At 70.6% G+C, this 15,783-nt stretch carries 13 protein-coding genes; 6 read left to right on the top strand and 7 right to left on the bottom strand.

Annotation, left to right across the window (positions count from 1 at the left end):
* The first annotated feature begins 128 nt into the window (after positions 1-128).
* The 3 genes from AC3E6M_RS11805 to AC3E6M_RS11795 all read left to right on the top strand — a co-directional run bounded on the left by AC3E6M_RS11805 (position 129) and on the right by AC3E6M_RS11795 (position 3,917).
* Positions 129-1,460 carry an ABC transporter substrate-binding protein gene (locus AC3E6M_RS11805; protein ID WP_138177964.1) on the top strand — a complete coding sequence of 444 codons (1,332 nt, stop codon included), beginning with the start codon at positions 129-131 and terminating at the stop codon, positions 1,458-1,460.
* A 127-nt stretch (positions 1,461-1,587) separates the two neighbouring features.
* Entirely contained in the window at positions 1,588-2,943 is a 1,356-nt protein-coding gene (locus AC3E6M_RS11800; RefSeq protein WP_490530006.1) for a carbohydrate ABC transporter permease, read from the top strand.
* On the top strand, positions 2,940-3,917 hold the full coding sequence (locus AC3E6M_RS11795; RefSeq protein WP_138177962.1) for a carbohydrate ABC transporter permease: 978 nt from the start codon (positions 2,940-2,942) through the stop codon (positions 3,915-3,917). Before AC3E6M_RS11800 ends, AC3E6M_RS11795 begins: the two co-directional genes overlap by 4 nt.
* A 72-nt stretch (positions 3,918-3,989) precedes the next feature.
* On the opposite strand, the gene AC3E6M_RS11790 is transcribed toward AC3E6M_RS11795, so the two are convergent.
* Together AC3E6M_RS11790 and AC3E6M_RS11785 are read right to left on the bottom strand one after the other, a co-directional pair.
* Positions 3,990-4,661, bottom strand: coding sequence for a DUF305 domain-containing protein (locus tag AC3E6M_RS11790; RefSeq protein WP_490530005.1), 672 nt, complete (start codon positions 4,659-4,661; stop codon positions 3,990-3,992).
* 1 nt (position 4,662) lies between these two features.
* Positions 4,663-5,370, bottom strand: a complete 708-nt coding sequence (locus AC3E6M_RS11785; protein ID WP_490530004.1) for a thioredoxin-like domain-containing protein — start codon at positions 5,368-5,370, stop codon at positions 4,663-4,665.
* A gap of 233 nt (positions 5,371-5,603) precedes the next feature.
* Between AC3E6M_RS11785 and AC3E6M_RS11780 the strand changes: the two genes are divergently transcribed.
* The 3 genes from AC3E6M_RS11780 to AC3E6M_RS11770 are packed head-to-tail and all read left to right on the top strand — an operon-like array spanning position 5,604 to position 9,573.
* Positions 5,604-6,941 carry a multidrug effflux MFS transporter gene (locus AC3E6M_RS11780; RefSeq protein ID WP_490530003.1) on the top strand — a complete coding sequence of 446 codons (1,338 nt, stop codon included), beginning with the start codon at positions 5,604-5,606 and terminating at the stop codon, positions 6,939-6,941.
* Between the two features lie 55 nt (positions 6,942-6,996).
* Complete coding sequence (locus AC3E6M_RS11775; protein WP_490530002.1) at positions 6,997-7,722, top strand: phosphatase PAP2 family protein; 726 nt, start codon at positions 6,997-6,999, stop codon at positions 7,720-7,722.
* Between the two features lie 9 nt (positions 7,723-7,731).
* Positions 7,732-9,573: a helicase HerA-like domain-containing protein gene (locus AC3E6M_RS11770; RefSeq protein WP_490530001.1), complete on the top strand. Its 1,842-nt coding sequence runs from the start codon at positions 7,732-7,734 to the stop codon at positions 9,571-9,573.
* Between the two features lie 6 nt (positions 9,574-9,579).
* On the opposite strand, the gene AC3E6M_RS11765 is transcribed toward AC3E6M_RS11770, so the two are convergent.
* The 5 genes from AC3E6M_RS11765 to AC3E6M_RS11745 form a co-directional block, all read right to left on the bottom strand.
* Entirely contained in the window at positions 9,580-11,061 is a 1,482-nt protein-coding gene (locus AC3E6M_RS11765) for an MFS transporter (protein ID WP_490530000.1), read from the bottom strand.
* 81 nt (positions 11,062-11,142) lie between these two features.
* The gene (locus tag AC3E6M_RS11760; RefSeq protein ID WP_490529999.1) at positions 11,143-12,705 is read right to left on the bottom strand and encodes a carboxylesterase/lipase family protein; all 1,563 of its coding nucleotides are present in this window, start codon (positions 12,703-12,705) and stop codon (positions 11,143-11,145) included.
* An 8-nt stretch (positions 12,706-12,713) separates the two neighbouring features.
* Complete coding sequence (locus AC3E6M_RS11755; protein ID WP_490529998.1) at positions 12,714-13,394, bottom strand: GAP family protein; 681 nt, start codon at positions 13,392-13,394, stop codon at positions 12,714-12,716.
* 11 nt (positions 13,395-13,405) lie between these two features.
* Positions 13,406-15,088 carry a hypothetical protein gene (locus tag AC3E6M_RS11750; RefSeq protein ID WP_490529997.1) on the bottom strand — a complete coding sequence of 561 codons (1,683 nt, stop codon included), beginning with the start codon at positions 15,086-15,088 and terminating at the stop codon, positions 13,406-13,408.
* Positions 15,085-15,723 (bottom strand): LuxR family transcriptional regulator, encoded by a 639-nt coding sequence (locus AC3E6M_RS11745; RefSeq protein ID WP_138173811.1) that lies wholly within the window; start codon positions 15,721-15,723, stop codon positions 15,085-15,087. Before AC3E6M_RS11745 ends, AC3E6M_RS11750 begins: the two co-directional genes overlap by 4 nt.
* Positions 15,724-15,783 lie beyond the last annotated feature (60 nt).

Below are 15,783 nucleotides of genomic sequence, written 5' to 3'. Positions count from 1 at the left end.
CGCAAATCCGCCAGTTACTGAGTCGTGATCAAACTGTATTGCGCTGGGGGTCGTTGTCGCTTACGGTGATCTGGAATCGGTTCCCGACGGGTTCCGGTGCAGCACAGAACTCAAAGAGGAGAAATCACATGGGCATGTCACAGCGGTATCGCCTGCTGGCCCCCGTCGGTCTGCTGGCGGTCGGTGCCATCGCGCTCGCCGGCTGCGCCGAGGGCGACTCGGGCGGATCCGGCAGTGGCTCGGAGGGCACCACCACCGTTCGCATCTCCGGCGGTATCACCGGCACCGAGGCCGACGCGCTGAACCAAAGCTTCGACCAGTTCACGAAGGACACCGGCATCAAGGTCGTCTACACCGGCGACAAGAGCTTCGAGGGCAACATCGTGACCAAGGTGTCCGGTGGCGACGCCCCCGACATCGCCATCGTCCCGCAGCCCGGTCTTCTCAAGACCCTCATCGGTACGGGCGAGGTCCAGAAGGCGTCCGACGCCGTCTCCGCCAACGTCGACGAGTACTGGGGCGAGGACTGGAAGTCGTACGGCACCGAGGACGGCACCTTCTACGCCGCCCCGATGCTCGCCAACCTCAAGGGCTACGTCTGGTATTCGCCGACCAAGTTCGCCGAGTGGGGCGTCCAGGTCCCCAAGACCTTCGACGAGCTCCTGACCCTGACTCAGACGATCCAGCAGAAGACCGGCGCCGCCCCGTGGTGCGCGGGCTTCGCGTCCGACGCCGCCTCCGGCTGGCCCGGAACCGACTGGGTCGAGGACATGGTCCTGCGCCAGTCCGGCCCCGAGGTCTACGACCAGTGGGTGGCCAACGAGGTCAAGTTCACCGACCCGCAGATCAAGCAGGCCTTCGACGCGGTGGGGGAGATCCTCCTGAACCCGGCGTACGTCAACGCCGGCTTCGGTGACGTCAAAAGCATCAACTCGACGGCCTTTGCCGACGTCGCCGCCAAGGTCGCCGACGGCAGCTGCCCGATGACCCACCAGGCGTCGTTCCTCTCCGCGAACTTCCTCACGGTGAAGACCGCCGCGGGCGAGACCCCGACCATCGCGCCCGACGGTGACGTGTACGCGTTCCTGCTCCCGGGTGTGAAGGAAGGCGAACTCGCGGTCGAGGGTGGCGGCGAATTCGTCGCGTCCTTCTCCGACGACGCGAACGTCCAGAAGGTCGTCGAGTTCATGTCGACTCCCGAGTTCGCGGACGCCCGCGTCAAGCTCGGCGGCGTGATCTCGGCCAACAAGGGTGCGGACCCGTCGCTCGCCTCCAGCGAGTTCCTCACCGAGGCGATGAAGACGCTGCAGGACCCGAAGACGACGCTGCGCTTCGACGCCTCCGACCTGATGCCGGCTACCGTCGGCGCGGGCTCGTTCTGGAAGGGCATGGTGAGCTGGATCGACGGCACGCCGACCGACACGGTGCTGAGCGACATCCAGGCCGGTTACAACAACTGATCCGAACCGCCTGACCGGTGGGCCGTCCGCTTCGGCGGGCGGCCCACCGGTACCGTAACCCCCATCACGGTGCCGCTGAGCCGGCCCGTCCACCGATGAGCACGAGGGCGTGTTCGGGAGGGAAGTCATGACCCAGACCAGCCAGGCGGAGAAGCCCCCGGCGGCATCTCCCCGACGCGGACGAGCGGACGCCGAGTCGGTGCCGCGCGATCTCGCACGGAGGCACCGGACGACCGTCACGGTCGTCGTCATCGCGCTCATCGCCGCGGTGGCACTTTTCCTGTTCATGGTGACGCGGGCGCCGGCCGAGACCAAGCCCACGACCATCGGCTTCTCGCTGAACAGCTTCTTCAAGACGCTGGGCGAGATGAACCCGCTCGTGCAGATCCCGATCGTGCTCGTCGCCTTCGGCGCGGTCGTGGGACTGCTGCTGCTGCTCATCGAGTACGCGCCGCGCTCGGGCAGGGGGTACTTCTGGCTGCGACTGGTCGCGTGCTTCGCGATCCCGGTCCTGGCCTTCATGCTGCTGCGCCCGTACCAGAACGCGGTCATCTACGTCCTCGCCATCGCCGTGATCCTCGGCGGCGTGCTCTTCTACGCCGACTACCGCTCCCGCCAGGGCGCCGGCTACCTGTTCCAGCTCATCCTGTTCGCCGCACCCGCGTCGATCCTCCTGCTGATGGGTCTGGTCTACCCGGCCATCTCCACCCTCGTGCAGTCGTTCCTGGACAAGACCGGCGAGAACTTCGTCGGCCTTGAGAACTACATCTGGACCTTCACGAACCCCGAGGGCTTCTGGTCGGTCATCAACACCCTCATCTGGGTGCTCCTTGCCCCCACCTTCGCCACGGCGATCGGTCTGGCTTACGCGGTGTTCATCGACCGGGCGGCCGGGGAGAAGTACCTCAAGGTGCTCATCTTCATGCCGTTCGCCATCTCGTTCGTCGGCGCGGGCATCATCTGGAAGTTCGTCTACGACTTCCGCCAGGGCGACCAGATCGGTGTCCTCAACGCCATCGTGACGGGACTGGGCGGACAGCCGGTGTCGTGGCTCGCGGCCACCCCGCTCGTCAACACCCTGCTCCTGGTCGTCGTGTTCATCTGGAGCCAGACGGGTCTGGCCATGGTCATCCTGTCCGCCGCGATCAAGGCGGTGCCGCCGGAGCAGAACGAAGCGGCGGAGCTGGACGGCGCCAACGCGTGGCAGCGCTTCATCAACGTCACGATCCCCGGCATCCGTTCGTCGCTCATCGTGGTTCTCACCACGATCGCGATCGGCGCGCTGAAGATCTACGACATCGTCGCGGTCATGACCGGTGGACGCAACGACTCCACCGTCCTCGCCTTCGAGATGGTCAACCAGCAGCAGCGGTTCCAGAGCTACGGGCACTCCGCAGCGCTGGCCGTGGTGCTGTTCCTGTTCGTCCTGCCGCTGATCATCTTCAACGTGCGCCAGATCCGGAAGCAGAGGGAAGTGCGATGACGACCTCCACCGTCGTGCTCGAGCCCACGTCAGACAATCGTTCGGCTCGTCAGGTCGCCCGGGACACCCGTCGCCACGAGGCGATGGCGCGCAAGCGCCTCACGTCGAAGGGCGCCACGATCGCCGCGATCGCGATCGCGTTCTTCTGGACCATCCCGACGTTCGGCCTGTTCATCACGTCGTTCCGTCCCGGTTCGGACACGCAGTCCACCGGATGGTGGACGGTGTTCACCGACCCGTCGTTCACGCTCGAGAACTACCGTCTCGCGCTGACCTCGGGCGGGACCGCCCTGACGCTGGCCGCGTCGTTCTTGAACTCGCTGGCCATCACGATCCCGGTGGTGCTGTTCGCCCTCGCGATCGCGTCGTTGATCGCCTACGCCTTCGCGTGGATCGACTTCAAGGGCCGCAACTTCTTCTTCATCTTCATCTTCGCGCTCCAGATCGTGCCGCTGCAGATGGCCCTCGTCCCGCTGCTGAGCCTGTTCTCCCGTGGTCTGACGATCAACGAGGTGACGATCTTCCCCGGGTTCGACCTGCGCGGGGTGGAGCACAGCTTCGCCACGGTGTGGATCGCCCACGTCATCTTCGCGATGCCGCTGGCGATCTTCCTCCTGCACAACTTCATCGCCGAGATCCCGCACGAGGTCATCGAGGCGGCTCGCGTCGACGGTGCCGGACACGGTCAGGTGTTCTTCCGCCTGATCCTGCCGCTCGCGGCTCCCGCGCTGGCCTCGTTCGCGGTGCTGGAGTTCATCTGGGTGTGGAACGACCTGCTGGTCGCGACGATCTTCGCGCCATCGTCGTCGCTCCCACTGACGCAATCGCTGAACTCGCTGTCGGGAACGTGGGGCGACCAGTGGTTCCTCCAATCGGCGGGAACGTTCATCTCGATCCTGGTCCCGCTGATCGTGTTCTTCCTGCTGCAGCGGTTCTTCGTCCGCGGGCTCCTCGCGGGCGCGACGAAGGGCTGACACCCCGCACGACCGCGAAGGGCGTGGCATCCGGAGATCGGATGCCACGCCCTTCGGCGTTCGCGGAGGTTCTCAGCCGGCGCAGGCCAGACGCGACTGGATGTCGCGCATCGCGTCGATCTCGGCCGACTGGCCGGCGACGATCGTCTGCGCGACGTCCTTCACGCGCGCGTCGTTCCCGAGCTCGATCACGGCTTCGGCCATCGGGATCGCGCCCTGGTGATGGCGGATCATGAGCTCGAGGAACAGGCAGTCGGCGGGCTGTCCCTCGAGCGTGCGAAGCTCGTCGAGCTCGGCATCCGAGGCCATGCCCATCTGGGCGAGCAGCTCGTCCTGCGAGAGGGCCGAGGTGTCACCGTGGCTGTGGGCGCTCGAGGCGACCATCCACTGCATGAGCGGCTGTGACGACGCCTGCGGAAGGCCCCACTGCACGAGCCAGCCGAACATCTCACCGCGCTGGCCCGCCTGCGTCGTGGCGATGTCGTGCGACAGGGTGCGCAGCTCGTCGTCGGAGGTCTTGCGGTAGATCTCCATCGCCATGAGCACCGCCTGTGTGTGGTGCACCTGCATGTCGCGCGCGAAACCCGCGTCGGCGGAGACGGTCGAGGGCGTGGTCGGCGCCGCCGACGCGCCGAAAGCCGTGAACCGGCCGATCGCGAAGGCGACGGCGAGCAGGGCGACCACCGCGACGGCGACGACGACCCGTCGCGTCGCGGGCCGCGCGACGGGTGCGTCGTCGCTCACGTCAGGCCTTGCCGGGGCCGTCGACCGCTCCCGAGCAGGCGGCGTTGGGCTCGGGCGCGTTCTGGCTGCGCCAGAACTCGGTGAAGAACTCCGCGATGCGGGGGTCGCTCGGGTCGTCCACCTTCAGCTGGTGGTTCCACGCGCTCACCGCGATGGGGCTCTCCATGCCGGGGTACGGCGACAGCAGCGCGTAGCTGGAAGGCATGACCGCCTTCAGGGCGTCGATGCCGGCCGCGTCGACGCGCTGGGGATCGTAGGTGATCCAGATCGCACCGTGCTCGAGGGAGTGCACCGCGTTCTCGTTCGGCTGCGGCTCGGTGTAGACGCCGCAGTTGAGCCAGATCGGGTTGTGCGGGCCGCCGGCGGGCGGGGTCTGCTCGTACGTGACGGCGCCCTGCACGTGGTCGGAGCGGTTCTCGAAAGTCTCCACGCCCTGGATCTCGCGACCCGTGCTGTTGCCGGCTTGGTAGCTGGGCGGGGGTGCCGGGGCGAACGCGAAGGATGCCACGACGAGGCCGATCACCGCGAGCGCGGCGGTCGATCCGACGACCCACCACACGAGCTTGCCGCGCTTGCGGCGCTCGATCTGCTTCTGGTACTCGGCGAGCTTCTGCTGTCGCTTCTGCTCACGCTGCTGCTTGACGGTCAGGTCGATCTCGGCCTGCGTGGCGGGGTTGCCGCTCTTGCGCTTGTCGGGGGAGGGGCTCATGCGGTCTGTGCTGTCTCTCTCTGGGGCGGGAGGCTCGGCGCGGGCCGATGCGCCCAGCCTATGCGGCTGAATGGGGTGGTGGCCTGGGAGGAACCCGCGAGGGGGGATGGTGGGGAACCGGGGCCGCGCGCTAGTATGACGATGTCGAATCGATTCGAGGTTCGACGATCCCCCCACATCTCCTCAGCTCGGTCTCGACCGGGCCGTCCGTGTTGCGAAACGAACTGACTGACGTGCTCGATACCGCCTCCCAGCCCGTGATCCCCCCGACCGCCCGCGCCGAAGCACCGGCGACGGGAGCCATCCGCGCGCTCGGCAGCAACCCGGCGACGGCACCGATCGTGCTGCATCCGGGCGACAGCATCCCTGCCCGTCGTCGTGTGCTGTACATCGTGCTGCTCGGAGCGCTCACCGCGCTCGGGCCGTTCACGATCGACCTCTACCTGCCCGCGTTCCCCGTGCTCGAGGCGGATTTCCAGACCTCGGCCGCGGCCATCCAGCTGACGCTGACGGGCACGATGATCGGTTTCGCCCTCGGACAGCTCATCGTCGGCCCGCTGAGCGACAAGGTCGGCCGTCGCATCCCGCTGCTGTCCGTCACCGCGCTCCACGTCGCCGCGAGCATCTTCGCGGCGCTGGCTCCGACGCTCGGGACGCTGTCGATCGCGCGCGTCCTCATGGGCGCCGGGGCGGCCGCCGGCGGTGTCGTGGCGGCGGCGATCGTGCGCGACCTCTTCGGGGGGCGACGTCTGGTCGTCATGCTGTCGCGCCTCGCGCTGGTGTCCGGCGTCGCGCCGGTGCTCGCGCCGCTCGCGGGCTCTCTGCTGCTCTCGGTCATGCCGTGGCGCGGGATCTTCTGGGTACTCGCGGCCTACGGCACGGTCATGCTCGTCTCCGCCATCGTCTTCCTCCCCGAGACGCTGCCCGCCGCTCGACGCGGCGGCAAGGGGGCCACCACGGTGTGGCAGCGGTACGCGAGCGTCTTCCGTGACCGCGTGTTCATCGGCGTGCTCGTGATCGGCGCGATGACGTTCAGCGGGCTGTTCTCGTACCTCTCGGCCTCGTCGTTCCTGTTCCAGCAGAGCTACGGCTTCGACGCGCAGCAGTACGGCGTGCTGTTCGCCGCCAACTCCGTCGGGCTGGTCATCGGCGTCCAGGTCGCCTCGCGTCTGGCCGCGCGGTTCGGACCGCAGTGGGTTCTGGCGTTCTCGACGGCCTCCCTCGTGCTCTGGGCGACGGTGATCGTCGTCTTCGATCAGCTCGGCTTCGGGCTGTGGGGAACCGTCATCCCGCTCTTCCTGTTCATGACCTCGTGCGGGTTCACGTTCCCGTGCGCGCAGGTGCTCGCCCTCGACCGCCACGGCAAGGCGGCGGGCACGGCGCAGTCGATCATCGGTGCCGCGAACTTCGGCATCGCCGGTGTCATCTCTCCCGTCGTCGGGCTCCTGGCCACCGGCTCGGGGATCACGGCGACCACGATGGCATCCGTCATGGTGGGGTGCGCGATCCTGGGCGTGGCCGCGCTCTGGCTGCTCGTGCGGCCGCGCACCGTCGAGCGCCTGGCCCCGTGACGGCGGAACAGTAGCAGAGGGGCCCCGGCCGACTCGGGCGCTCCCCCTCGCCGCCGTGAGCAGGCATCATGGGTCGATGGACCTGGATGCCGCACCCCCGCCGTTCGTCACGGTGCGCTCGGAGCGCGTGCGGGCGGTCGCGGGCCTCGTCATGATCGCCCTGGCCTGCGGACTCGGTGCCTGGGTGTACTTCCGGGGCCCGAGCCCGTTCGCGATCGACGTGTGGTGGAACCAGCTGTTCGCGTCCGCCCCCGTGCAGCCGGTGCTCACTTTCGCATACGTCATGAACGAGATCGGCGGGTACGTCACCGCGATCCTCATCGTTCCGCTCGGCGGGGCGCTCGCCCTGTTCCTCTCCGGGCGCCGGTGGACGGCGCTGTACTTCCTCGCCGCGTCCGCGGGGAGCGCCGTGCTCGTCCAGGTCCTGAAACAGACCTTCGGTCGCGCGCGACCCGAGGACATCCTCGTACTGGCCGATTTCGGGTCCTTCCCCTCGGGTCATACCGCGAACGCGGCGACCATCGCGGTCGTCGCCGCGATCGTCTTCCCCACGCTGTGGGTGCGCATCGCCGGCGCCGCGTGGGTCGTTCTGATGGCCTTCAGCCGTACGTACCTGCACGCCCACTGGCTCTCGGACACCGTCGGGGGCGCCCTCGTGGGGGCGGGGGCGGCATTCGTCCTGGCTGTCGCCTTCTCGCGGCTCCGTGCGCGGGACGACGACCGTGCGACGCTCCGGCGGAGCCGACGAGTCCCGGACGCCTCCTCCTCCGCCCCGTCCTAGGCTGACGACATGAGCGACACCGCGCCGTCCGTTCCGGGTTCCGCCGACGACCCGGAGGTCGTCCGGCTGCGTGCCGAGGCAGAGGCCGCGGAGGCCGAGCTGCGTCTGGCCCGCGCACGCGCCGATCTCGCGGCCGCCGAGGCCGCGGCGGCGAATGCCCGCGCCGCGGCGGGCGACGTCGCTCCACCGACGGCGGCCCCCGAACCCCCTCCCGCGCCCACCGCCCCGCTCTCGGACGCCCAGGTCGCGGCGATCGCCGCGGGCTACGCCGGTGCGGGCGCGGCACTCGACCTGGGCGTCCTCGTCAACGGCGGGCCCGTGGCATCCGTCCCCGTCCGCATTCCTCTCGCGATGACCAACCGACACGGGCTCGTCGCCGGTGCGACGGGCACCGGGAAGACCCGCACGCTGCAGCTGCTGGCCGAGCAGTTGTCGGCCCACGGGGTGGCGGTGTTCGCGGCCGACATCAAGGGCGACCTCTCGGGTATCGCCGCGCCCGGCGTCTCGAACGAGAAGCTGCTCGCCCGCACGAGCGCGCTCGGGCAGGACTGGACGCCGCGCGCGTACCCCACGGAGTTCTACGCCCTCGGCGACGACGCGGCATCGGGGATCCCGGTGCGGGCGACGGTGTCGGGGTTCGGCCCGCTGCTGCTCAGCCGCGTCCTGGGGCTGAACGCGACGCAGGAGTCAAGCCTGGGCCTGGTGTTCCACTACGCCGACGAGAAGGGCCTCGCGCTCGTCGACCTCTCCGACTTGCGTGCCGTGCTGACGTTCCTGACCAGCGACGAGGGCAAGAGCGAGCTCAAGGAGCTCGGGGGCCTCTCCGGCGCGACCGCCGGTGTCATCCTGCGCGAACTCGTCGCTTTCTCGGCCGCCGGCGCCGACACGTTCTTCGGCGAGCCCGAACTCGATGTGACCGTGTTCCTGCGTACGACCGCCGACGGCGAGGGCGTCGTGAGCCTCCTCGAGGTGCCGAACGTGGCCTCGCGCCCGGAGTTGTACTCGACGTTCCTGATGTACCTGCTCGCGGAGCTGTACGAGGCGCTCCCCGAGGTCGGCGACCTCGACAAGCCCAAGCTGGTGTTCTTCTTCGACGAGGCGCACCTGCTCTTCCGCGACGCCTCGAAGGCGTTCCTCGCCGCGATCACGCAGACGGTGCGCCTCATCCGCTCGAAGGGCGTCGGCGTCTTCTTCGTCACACAGACGCCGAAGGACGTCCCCGCCGACGTGCTCGCACAGCTCGGCTCGCGCGTCCAGCACGCCCTCCGTGCGTTCACCCCCGACGACGCGAAGGCGCTGCGCGCGTCGGTGCGCACCTACCCCGCCTCGGGCTACGACCTCGAGCGCGTGCTGCAGGAGCTCGGCACGGGAGAGGCGATCGTCACCGTCATGAGCGAGAAGGGCGCGCCGACGCCGGTCGCCTGGACGCGGCTGTTCGCCCCGCGGGCGTCGATGTCGCCGATCCCCGCCGCCGACCTCGGCGCCGCGGTCGCGGCATCCCCGCTCTTCGCGCAGTACGGCACCCCGATCGATCGGGAGTCGGCGCGCGAGATCCTCGGCGCCCGCATGCAGGCGGCGGCCGAGGCGCGCGACGCTGCCGAGCGGGCGAAGCAGGCCGCCGCCGACGAGGCCGAGTACGCGAAGCAGAAGGCCGCTATCGACAAGGCCCACGCCGAAGCGCAGAAGAAGGCCCAGCGCGAGTACGAGCGACTGCTCAAGAGCACGTCGGCCCCGGCACGGCGCACGACGGCCCCGGCGGCGCCGCTCGACGATCTGCTCGGTCGCGGTTCGACCAAGACGATCCTGAACGGCGTCATCCGGGGCCTGTTCGGCACCGGGCGCCGGCGCTGAGCGCGCTCAGCTCCGGCGGATATCCAACGGCATCGTCGACGTGTCGATGAGGGGGTCCTCGTCCTGGCGTGCGACGACCGCCTCGGCCTCGGCGGGGGTCTCCACGGCGGGAACCGAGCCGAGCAACGGTCGGCGTGCGGTCTCGCGCATCGACAGCAGGGCGACGAGCCCGAGGGCGGCGAAGAACATGATGTAGAACGCCGGCATGAGCGTGTTGCCGGTCCACTCGATGAGCGCCTGGCTGAACAGCGGGGTCGTCCCGCCGAAGAGCGACACCGCGATGTTGTACGCCACCGCCATCGCCCCGAAGCGAGAGGCGGTCGGGAAGAGCGCCGGCAGAGCGGATGCCGAGATCGCGACGTAGAACGCCACCGGCACCGCCGCGAGGAACAGGGCGATGATGACCGCCCACAGCTCGCCGATCTGCATGATGAGGAAGGCGGGGATCAGCAGCACCAGCGCGGAGGTCGCGGCGATCGCGTACACGGGCTTCCGGCCGATCCGGTCGCTGAGCTTGCCGATGAAGGGGAGCGTCGCCGACATCACCAGCAGCACCGGCACGGTCGCCACGGCGGCGCCGAGGTTCGAGATGCCGACCTCGGTCTCGAGGTAGGTGGGCATGTAGCTGGTGAGGGCGTAGCCGGCGGTGTTGGTCGCCGCGACCAGCGCGATGCCGATCAGCAGCGCGCGCCAGTGGTGACGGACGATACCGGCGAGGCCCTGGCGCGCCATCGGGTCGTCGGAGCCGGCCTCCTGCGCGGCCTCGGCGGCATGGGTCTGCTCGAACGACGGGGTCTCGGGAATGCGGAGGCGGAAGTAGATCGCGACGATGCCCAGGGGGATGGCGAGGAGGAACGGGATACGCCACCCGTACTCGACCATCGCGTTCTCGCCCGAGACCGCGGTGGTGATCGCGGTCGTGATCGCCACGACCGAGGCCCCGGCGGCGAAGCCGACGTACGAGCCGACGTCGAGCCACGACGACCAGAAGCCGCGGCTGCGGTCCGGCGAGAATTCCGACACGTACGTCGTCGCTCCGGCGTACTCGCCACCGGTGGAGAAGCCCTGCACCATCTTCAGCAGGTACAGGGGCACGATCGCCCACAGCCCGATCGCCGCGGAGGTGGGCAGCATGCCGATGAGGGCCGTGGCGGCGGCCATCATGGCCATCGTGAGGAACAGCACCTTCTGACGCCCGATGCGGTCGCCGAGGGGGCCGAGGACGAAACCGCCGAAGGGGCGGACGAGGAACGAGATCGCGAACCCCAGGAGGGTCACGAGCAGACCCCAGGGCTCGGGCAGGTCGGAGGTGAAGACGACGGCGAGCGTGACGGCCAGGTAGCCGTAGATGCCGAAGTCGAACCACTCCATGAAGTTACCGACGACGGTGCCTCCGATGGCCGTGCGTACGCGTTTCTTGTCCACGACGATGACGTCGTCGACCTCGAGTCGAGGGCTTTCGGGGGCCACGGGGGGATGTTGGCTCATTCCTCTACCCCTACCGCGATCGTCCGGAGTTTTCCAGTCGACCGGGGTGCGCGGCGGCGGTGTGGTATTCCCGTCGCGAGGTCAGGAGAAGGCCAGGGTGCCGTCTCCCCACGCCCGCCGGAGTTCGCCGTCGAGGTCGTCCACGACGAGGTCGTGCCGGTCGATCACGAGCGTGGTCCGGGCGTGGTCTCCGTCGACGGAGAAAGGCGGCCAGTCGGGCGCGTCGGGCGCGTCGGGGGCGTCGCCGTGGGCGAACGCGGTCCAGCGGCGCTGCATCCGCGCGGAGATGAGTTCGGCGACACGGCGGCCGCCCAGGCGGAACGTGAGGTCCTTCGGTCCGCTCACCAGGTTGCCCCACAGATAGGGGAGTTCCGTCGCGTGCGTCGCGCCGAGGCCGATGAGCCGCAGGAACGGCGAGGCGTGGTCGAAACGGTACAACCAGACCGGGGCCGCCGCCGCGTGCCCCTCCGCGACCCAGAGGGTGGGCAGGCGGAAGCCGATGTCGCGGGCCACGCCCAGCCCCACCGCACGGTGACGCACGTGCTCGTACGCGGTGAGCACCTGTTCACGGCTGGGGAGTTCGACGCCCGGGTTCTCCGACGCCATGTCGGCGAACATCGTGTCGATGCGATCGCCCGTGATCGGGATGAGCGGCGACTTCATGTACGAGAACAGCGACGCCTCGTCCTTGTTGGTGCCGATGAGGAGCGGGACCGGGATGCCGCGGCCCTCGCGCAGCACCGTAACCGGCGCCTCGGGCAGGAGCGTCCCATCGATCACGGGGGCGAAGGCGAGCGTCCCCGGATCGGTGGTGGGGATCTCGGCATAGACGGTCTTGCCGGCCGCGACGATCTTCTCCGCGGGGGCCGAACGCAGCAGGTCGGCGGCCCCCGGGTCGGCGGGGTCGATGCCGAGCTCGTCGAGGAAGCGCTCCGCGACGTGCCGCGCGCGCTCCGGTCCGTAGACGCTGGACGCGGGGGAGGATTGCGCGATCGCGCGGTGGAACAGACCTTCCGCGGACGGGGTGGCCAGGAGCGTCGTGACCAGACCTCCGCCGGCGGACTCGCCGAACACCGTCACCCGGTCGGGGTCGCCGCCGAAGGCCGCGACGTTGCGCTGCACCCACCGCAGCGCCAGCAGCACGTCCTTGAGGGCGAGGTTGCCGTCGAAGCCGGCGCCGGGCAGGGCGCCGGAGAGGTCGACGAAGCCGAGTGCCCCGAGCCGGTAGTTGAGCGTCACCACGATCACGTCGCCGGAGGACACCATCGCGGTGGCGTCGTACAGCGGCTGGCTCGACGACCCGAAGGTGTAGGCCCCGCCGTGCAGCCACACCATCACCGGCCGCGGCGCCGCGGCCTCGGACTCGGGGGCCCAGACGTTGAGCGACAGGCAGTCCTCGTCCTGTACGGCGCCGTCCCCGAGCGGGATCGCCGGGTTCGCGGGCTGCGGGCAGACGGAACCGAAGACCGTGGCACCCGTCTCTCCGTCGGCGTCGGGGGCGGCCACCGGATCGCGGAAGCGACGCTCACCGATGGCGGGAAGAGCGAAGCGGATGCCGCGCCACGAGCGCACACCGCGGTCGACCATGCCCACGAAGACACCGGCGGGGGCGGCGGCACGGCAAGAGGGGGAAGAAGTATCCATGAGGGTCCTCACGCGATCAGCTGGTGGATGAGGTGGGCCGCCTCGTTGGCGGCGAGGACGGCGAAGAGCACCGTCATGATCACGGCGTTGTGCGCGATCATCTCGTTCTTCAGGCGGTCCAGAGCGCTGGTGATCCCCGGGATGCCGGTGGCTCCGAGCGCGGTCGGGACCAGGAGCGTGATCGTGCCGACCACGGCGACCCCGACGCACAGCAGCACCGCGAGGGCGATCGGCGCGTGGGCCGCCCCGATGAGGGCGCCGCCCTTGAGCTCGAGCGGGAGGTTCTTGCTGTTGGTCGCCGCCATCAGCAGCCCCAAGCCGGCGGCGCGGGCCGGGGTGATGGCATCCATCGCGGCGAGCCAGCTCGGCGGGGTCGCCGCGGTCCCGGGCTTCGGGCGGCTGCGCCAGCTGAGGATCGCCATGACGCTGAAGCCGACGGTGAGCAGCCCGCCGAGGACCATCACCACGATGCGGCCGCCCTCGCCGTGCGAGGAGCCCGCCGATGCGCCGGCGGACGTCGCCGCGCCCACGGCGAGCACCGCGAGCGTCACCGCGAAGAAGGTCGCGGTGTAGATCGGCGCGGCCACCCGGCCGCGGGCGGAGAGCAGGATGGCCACGACGGCGACGATCGGCAGCGGCGAGATCGCCATGCCGACGGCGAGGGGCAGGAGTGCGGTGAGTTCGGACATCGGGGCCGACGCTACGCCGGGGACGGCGAGCCCTCGGCGGAATGTTCGGCTGACACGACATCCGTCTCCGCGATCGCGAACCGTGCCTCCAGGACAGCGGTGTCTCCCGCATCGCGGAGCCGCGCCCCGAGCGCGCGAGCCCGCGCTCCTCCGCGCAGGGCGGCCCCGCGCGGAGGGGCGCCGGGGGAGGTGACCCGTACGTCGAGCCGCGGCCCGCCCGCGGTGGCACGGAGCTCCACCGCGACCGCCGCCGCTCGTTCGCGCGCGTGCTTCGCGGCGTTGAGGAGGCCCTCCGCGACCACGTCGATCACGTCCCGCGCGAGAGCGGGATCGGTCTGCAGCGCGCCGCGCGCGGCGTCGGTGACGTGCGCGTCGACGGGCATCGCGCGAGCCCACGTGGCCAGCAGCGCATCGAGGGACGCGGCCCCCGCACCGGTCGCCGGGGCATCGAGGGCTCGCCGGACGCCGTCGGCGACAGCGGCCAGCTCCGCGCGGAAGGCCGCGAACTCGTCGGGACCCGGATCGGGGTGCCGCAGGACGAACTGCACCGCCGCGCCCTGTCCGTCGCGATGCAACCGCTCCGCCGCTTCGTGCAGGCCCGCCCGCACGGCACGGGTACCCAGGTCGTCGGCGCGGACGCGCTCGGCGATGGCGCCGGACAGCCGCCGGCGTTCGATCGCGAGAGTGCGTGCCCCGCCGCGCCAGCGCGCGAGGGCCGCCGCCAACGCCGGGTAGGCCAGGGCCGGGACCGCCGACGCGGGGAACGGCACTCCCTGCGCCGCTCCGATCGCCGCGAGGACGACGCCCACCGCGACCACCGAGACGGCGAAGATCGCCCCGCCGGCGACGCGGGCGCGGCGCAGGCGCGGCAGCCGGGGAACGGTATCGACGAGCAGCCCCAGCACGACCGTGGCGGAGAGGCCGAGCGCGAGATCGATCGGCGCGATCGTGCGGACGGCGTAGGGGAAGACGGCGACGCCGTAGACGGCGGCCGTCAGACCGAGGGGCGGCAGCCGGAAGTCGCCGCGCGGGGGACGGGCGCGCGCGGCGGGCGCGGTCGGCTGCGACGGCAGCCCGTCGGCGAGAGAGCCGAGGGCGTGCGCGTGGGTGCGCAGCTGCGTCGCCAGTGCGCGCACGTCCTCCGTCGTCACGGGCTGGGCCGCTCCGATCGCGGCGGCGGCGGCCGACACCGCGCGGCGGGCCTCGACGCGGAAGTCCGCCACGCGATCGGCGCTGCTCCGCAGCTGAGCGAGAACGGCGCGCAGGAGGGCGTCGGTCTCGCGGGTGGCGCGCGCGGCTCCGACCAGGACGGCCGTGCCGATCAGGGCGATCGTCCACACCGCGAGGTTCGTCGCCGCCCGCAGCGGCAGGGCGTCGGGAGTCGGGGCCGGCAGCCCCAGCGCGAGAGACAGGGCGTCTTGGCCGACGGGGCGGAGGATCGCGGTGACGACGAGGGCCGTCGCGACGATCGCCGCTCGCGCGACCGGGGCCGACACCCGGCGCTCGATCACGGCGACGAGTCCCCACGCCGCGGCGAACATCGCCGCGGTCATCAGCGACACCGTCGCGCGTTCGACCGGGGTGAGTGCGGCGGGCAACGGCGCCAGCACGATCAGCGACACCGCGATGACGGTGACGAACGTCCAGCGCGTGACGAACCGGCCGCCGGCGAGGGCGGCGGCGATCGTCTTCACGGCGCGGAGCCGAATTCGGCCAGGTACAGCGCGCTCGCGCGCACCCGGGGATTCGTCGCCGGGTCGGACCCCAGCGCCAACCTCTCGAAGATGCGGCTCACGGCACGCTCGACGGCGCGCGTGGTGGTCCCGCGCTCACGGGCGATCTGCGCGTTCGACCATCCGCGCGCAACGAGCGCGAGCACGTCGATCTGCCGCCGCGTGAGCCCCGCGAGAGGAGACGGCCGGGGAGACGTCGGCGCCGGCGGGATCGCCTCGGCGAGGGCCGCCTCGATGGCCTCCACGACGACGTCGGCGCTGGTCACGTCGAGTTTGGAGACGAACACCGCTCCCTCGGGGCCGACACGGCCCGCCCCCGCCGCGGCCCGGGGGAAGCTGCTGAGGAACACCACGGCCAGGTGCGGCGCGAGCCCCGTGAGCATCGTCGCGAGCTCCACGCCGGAGGGACGCGTGCCCAGGTCGATGTCGGTGAGCAGGACGTCGGGGTCGGTCGCGGCGAACGCGGTCGTGGCTTCGGCGGCGTCGGCGGCACCGGTGGGCTCGAACCCACGATGGGCGAGCATGTCGCACAAGAGCGCGCGCATCGCCGGTTGATCCTCCACGACGAGCACGCGTCGCACCCACGCGGTCTCCACGGCCCTCACCCTAGCGTCGTCAAGCCCCCGTCGATGTCGGGGGCCGGGCGTACCGTGTCG

This window comes from Microbacterium sp. SCPM-O-B-15248 (M128) (assembly GCF_058214835.1).
This window is presented reverse-complemented; position numbering and strand designations above follow the sequence as displayed.